This window comes from Moorena sp. SIO1F2, assembly GCF_010672755.1.
GTDB lineage: Bacteria > Cyanobacteriota > Cyanobacteriia > Cyanobacteriales > Coleofasciculaceae > Moorena.
This window is the reverse complement of record NZ_JAAHFV010000403.1, coordinates 1-5,461: the sequence shown is the minus strand read 5'-3', so window position 1 is coordinate 5,461 and position 5,461 is coordinate 1. Positions and strand designations below refer to the sequence as shown.

The 5,461-nt window shown below is 42.9% G+C and carries 3 protein-coding genes; 1 reads left to right on the top strand and 2 read right to left on the bottom strand.

What is annotated here, in order from left to right:
• Positions 1–1,333 (bottom strand): FAD-binding oxidoreductase (locus tag F6J94_RS29385; protein ID WP_293046819.1); only part of this gene is annotated, 1,333 nt, incomplete at its 3' end.
• A gap of 838 nt (positions 1,334–2,171) precedes the next feature.
• Entirely contained in the window at positions 2,172–2,297 is a 126-nt protein-coding gene (locus tag F6J94_RS29380) for a hypothetical protein (protein ID WP_293046817.1), read from the bottom strand.
• Positions 2,298–3,013: 716 nt separating this feature from the next.
• Here F6J94_RS29380 and F6J94_RS29375 point away from each other — a divergent pair.
• The coding region (locus tag F6J94_RS29375; RefSeq protein ID WP_293046815.1) for a tetratricopeptide repeat protein at positions 3,014–5,461 on the top strand (2,448 nt) is incomplete at its 3' end.

Genomic DNA, 5,461 nt, shown 5'->3' with positions numbered 1-5,461 from the left:
TCTCCCAGGCTCGCATTTTACCGGGATTCATCAATCCATAGGGATCAACTATTTCCTTAAACCGCAACTGTTCCATATCAACGGTTTTCATACCCCCATCTTCTAGGATGTAGGTGTGGGGATTAGCAATCATAGCGCCATAGTCTTCGTGATAGCGAATAATCTCATTCAAACGCTCTTCGGAACTATACCGAACGATTTGTAGTCCCACTGGTATGAGTTGTCCTGCCACTCGCATGAATTCTAAATGCATGATCACTTCATCCCCAAAGTGCTGATAAAAATGCTCCACCTGTTCCAGATTCACAAATGAGGTTTGTAAATAGGTGAGGCTGGGATCAACACTACGGGCGTGTAAGGTGGTATGATTCCAGGTGAACTCTGCTAGGCTGACTCCCTTACTCGCTTCTAGGGCAGTCTTCTGGTAAGTGACCTCTCCACCATACTCCCGAACTAAATCCTGGAATGGCTCTAGGGAAGATTCCGCTATCATCAGCAAGGCACAGTGCTTAGCTTCCGGAAGGTAGTTGCTGAGAGCGGCAAAGTAGGATGGAATTGGCCAAGCGTGAATGCTAATCAGTTTCTTAATCAAGCCATCCGCATCACCTAAAGCTTGACCAAATCTGGCCGCAGTCATAAAGTCATCAAAGACTACAATCACTTCAGCCCAAGGATAGACTGGTCCTAAGGGTATTTCTAATTCGGTGATAATGCCATTGGTCCCATAGGCGTGATTCACCTTCTGCAACTGATCTGACCGTAATTCGATCACACGGGGCTGGTCTTCGAGGGTGACGACTTGGAGAGCATGAATATTTCCGCGATCGCGTAATACTCCATAAGTAATGGAACCAATGCCGCCACTCCCGCCACCAATAAACCCACCAATAGTAGCGGTGCGATAGGTAGAGGGAGCCATGCGCAATTCCCAGCCAATTTTATGAGCTTCTTTGTCAAAGGCTGCTAGCTTGACCCCTGGCTGAACAGAGGCTAAACCCGGTTTTATCCAGTTAATCTGATTGAGGCGAGTAGTATCGAGAATCAGACCACCGTTGAGGGGGATACACTGACCATAATTACCAGTCCCTGAGCCTCTTACGGTTAGGGGAGCTTTGTACTTAACGCAAACCCTAGCTATTTCCAGGACTTCCGCCACCGTAGTGGGACGAACTACGATGTTCCCCCGTTTATCTTTAAGCTGGGATTCCAGTACCGGACTGAAGTGGTAGTAGTCTAGGGATAATTTAGCGACTTGGGTTGGGTCATCAATAATTTCTATTCCGGTAAGTTCCGAGGCTAGGGAATTCCAGTCAATAGCTTGTGGGGTTGTCATCACGGGTGTGGCAAGTGTGGTAGAGAGAGTAAAGTGTGGTAAATATGGAAAGCGTGGTCAGTGTGGGAGGTTTGGGGCGCGGATTGAAATCCACTGTAGGATATTATGTTCTACTAGGGATTTTTAAGCCGAGGTGGTAATTTTTATAGTTTAAACTAATTTGTAATCTTTAACAATCACTAAAATAGGGTTATGGAAAAAGTAGTTAAAAAACTCAAAATAAAGCAACAAAAAAGCGATTTTAGGGACTGGCGAAAACAGTCCTATAAAAAACGCTTAGAAGCCCTATAAATAATCCGTCAGCAATACCACCAATATCAATACAACAATGCTCAACCAAGACTTCAAAGAGTTTATACAATTATTAAACGATAATCAAGTCAAATATTTAGTAATTGGTGGTTATGCAGTAGCCGTACATGGTCATCCTCGCTATACCAAATAGCAAAGGGAACAGCGGATCTGGGAACAGCGGATCTGGGAACAGAAGGGTGAATCTCACTTTTACCCAGACTTTCAACTAACTAAAACCTCTCTATATTAAATTCTCCAGTTTGCACGATGCGCACGCTACACCAACGAGGTTTATTTTAAGCTGACCGCTGACAGCTGACCGCTGACAGCTGAGGATTTTGAAACCTGTTATCAGGCTAAAATTGAGGTAATCATTGACGATATATCGGTTAATTTTATTGATTTAGACAATCTTATAAAAAATAAACAAGCATCAGGAAGGTTACAAGATTTAGCTGATGTGGAAAATTTACAAGATTGAACATCCATCCTGTTAAAATTCAGACCCGGTGGTGCGTTACGGGGCGGACTATCTCAACCCTGGCTACGAAGCTAACAATAAGGGCAAGTCCGCCCCTAATACTAAGTTGCGGTCAAAGGTACAACTTTCTCTTCCGCCAATCTCCCCATCTCCCCATCTCCCCATCTCCCCATCTCCCCATCTCCCCATCTCCCCATCTCCCTATCCAACTAATCTACTCTCTTTGAATGCAACTCGGTATAACTCACCCTACCTATGCCCTTCTCCATATAAGTTAATTGAATTTCCGCTATAGCACCGATAAAACAGCAAACCAGTACTGGCATGTGAGAAAATAGTACTCGTTTAGAACAAACAGGTTCCTGTTTTTGATACATTAGTACTAGTATGTTAGCAACAAGTACTAGTTACTGAGAAACGAGTACTGTTAAGTGATAAACTAGTACAGTTTAACGAAAAACTAGTACTAGTTTGTTATACACCAGTACTAGTTAACGAAAACGAGTACTAATATATAACAAACTAGTACCCATTTGTTATACACCAGTACCCATTTGTTATACACCAGTACTAGTTAACGAGAAACGAGTACTGGTATGTGATAAACTAGTACTAGTTAGCGAAAAACTAGTACTAGTTAGCGGTAAATGGGTACTCGTGTGTTAGACGTCATTACCTGGTCTGGTTTGTTGTTAACTGTTGACCGTTGACCGTTAACCAGAGACTTCAATGACTGAAGGGGAGTCGAACCCTTTAATTCCCACAGCAATTTTTCGTCCACTGCCTACTCCCTACTCCCTACTCCCTACTCCCTACTCCCTACTCCCTCACCCAATTTAAAATTTCCTTAGTAAAATCCGCATAAAAGTAGCACCACCTAAGGATATATAGTAAGAAACTACCAAATGGCTGATTTGTCGATGGGTACTTACTCTACTATTCCTGTATTCTGTTTCAAGCTCGCTAGTGCTACCTTACTCTGCCTGCTCTCACCGATTCTAGCTCCAGAAAATCTGGGAGTTGCTCCAGCAGTAGCACAAAAGACTCCAGACCAAGCCACTCAAGCGGAGCAGTTATTGGATAGGGCAAGGTCAGAGTTTGTTAAAGGTCAGTTGCCTCAAGCCAAGGAGAGTTATCAACAACTATTGACGATTTATCGGGAATTGGGAAACTCTACAGGTGTTGCATTTGCTCTTAATGGCCTTGGACAGGTTTACAATCTATTATCTCAAGAAACCAAAGCCCTGGAAGTATTGCAAGAAGCTCTGAAAATCCGTCAAAGTCTAGGGGAGCGAAAGGAAGAAGGGGAAACCCTGACCCAGATCGGAACAGTTTATTCAAGTCTCGAAGAGTATCCTAAAGCTCTGGAGTTGTTGGAGCAAGCCCTAACTATTAACCAAGAAGTAGGTAATCAGCTTGGGATTGGTTATGCACTGGTTAGTCTTGGCTCAGTTTACTCTTCCCAAGGAGAGTATGACAAAGCCTTAGATAGGTTAGAGCAAGGTTTGAGTATTCTCAAAGAAGTAGGTGAGACTCAGAAAAGCGATGCTCTGAAAGAGCCGCTACGCGATTGGCCTTTGGCCACGCTTCGCGAACGCATTCTCGCACGCTACTATCAAGCCTACGCTCTGAATGGGATCGGCTTAGCTTACATCAGGTCAGGGAAATTAAACCAAGCTGGGGAGTTTCTTGAGCAAGCTCATGCCCTGAGTCGAGAAGAGGGTTATCAATTAAGGGAAGGTGTAGCCCTGACCTTGAAGGGAATACTGTATAACAATCAAGGGGAATTGGATAAAGGGCTAGAAACCCTGGAGTTGGCATTAGCCATTACTAAACCAACTGGTTTTCGGGGATTAGAACAGAATATTCTATTTTGGATTGGAGGGATTTACAACCAGAAAGGAGAGTATGTCAAAGCCCTTGAGGTTTACCAGGAATCCTTAGCTATTCGGCGAGAATTGGGTAAGCGTAAGCTGGAAGGAATTGCGCTCAATAATATTGGCTTAGTTTACTATAATCAGAAACAGTATGACCAAGCCCTCAACTATTATCAGCAAGCCTTAGCTATTCACCAGGAAGTTAAGAATCAGGCTGATGAAAGCACCACTCTTGGTAATATTGCTATACTTTACCAAAAGCAAGAACAGTATGACCAAGCCCTCAACTATTATCAGCAAGCTTTAGCTATTCACCGCAAACTTAAGAATCAGGCTGATGAAAGCACCACTCTTGGTAATATTGCTATACTTTACCAAAAGCAAGAACAGTATGACCAAGCCCTCAACTATTATCAGCAAGCTTTAGCTATTCACCGCAAACTTAAGAATCAGGCTGGGGAAAGCACTACCCTTGGTAATATTGCTACACTTTACCACAAGCAAGAACAGTATGACCAAGCCATTGACTATTATCAGCAAGCTTTAGCTATTCACCGCGAACTCGAAAATCAAGTTCAGGAATGGATTACCCTTACTAATCTTGGAGATGTTTCCGTTAAACAGGGAAAGTATCAGCAAACCATAGACTATTATCAACAAGCCTTAGCCATTTCCAAAAAAATTGAAAATCTCACAGGAGAAGGTGCAAATCTTTGGGGGATTGGGAACGCTTATTATGCATTGGGCAACCATGACCAAGCCATAGACTACTACCAACAAGCCTTAGAGATTTTTCGAAAACTTGAAAATCGCTCCGTTCAAGCAACTATCCTGGGAGGTCTTGGACTAGCTCAAATCAGCCAAGGAAACTATGATCAAGCCCTAGACTCTTATCAGCAACTCCTAGCCATTGCCCGAGAAACCAAAGACTCCTATCAAAAAATAACTGCTCTGATTTTTATTGGGCAAGTTTACGAATCTCAGGGTAAATATGACCAAGCCCTAGATTCATACCAGCAAGGTTTGGTTATTTCTCAAGACATTGATGACCATAAAAATACTGGAACCCTCCTCAATAATATTGGGGGAGTTTACAGCAATTGGGGAAAGTACAACCAATCCCTAGATTACTACCAGCAATCCTTAACCATTAGCAAAAGGTTAGACGACTCCATAGGAATTGCGACTAAACTCAACAACATTGGCTCGATATATAAAGACCAAGGCAAGTATAGCCAAGCTCTAGACTATTATCAGCAAGCTTTAGCCATTAACCAAGAGTTGGGCGATCGCGGTCGTGATAATGTTGCTACTAATTTCAATAATATTGGGGAAGTTTACCATAGTCAGGGTGAGTATGACCGAGCCAATGAATACTACCAGCAAGCTTTAGCTATTTTTAAAGAAATTGGTGAGCGCTCCCAGGAAGCCAATACCCTTAATAATATTGGGTCAGTTTACAGCAGTCAGGGTGAA

Coding starts and splice junctions, on each gene's coding strand:
- F6J94_RS29380 (WP_293046817.1), bottom strand. CDS start 2,297: ATGGGGAGATGGGGAGATGGGGAGATGGGGAGATGGGGAGATGGGGAG.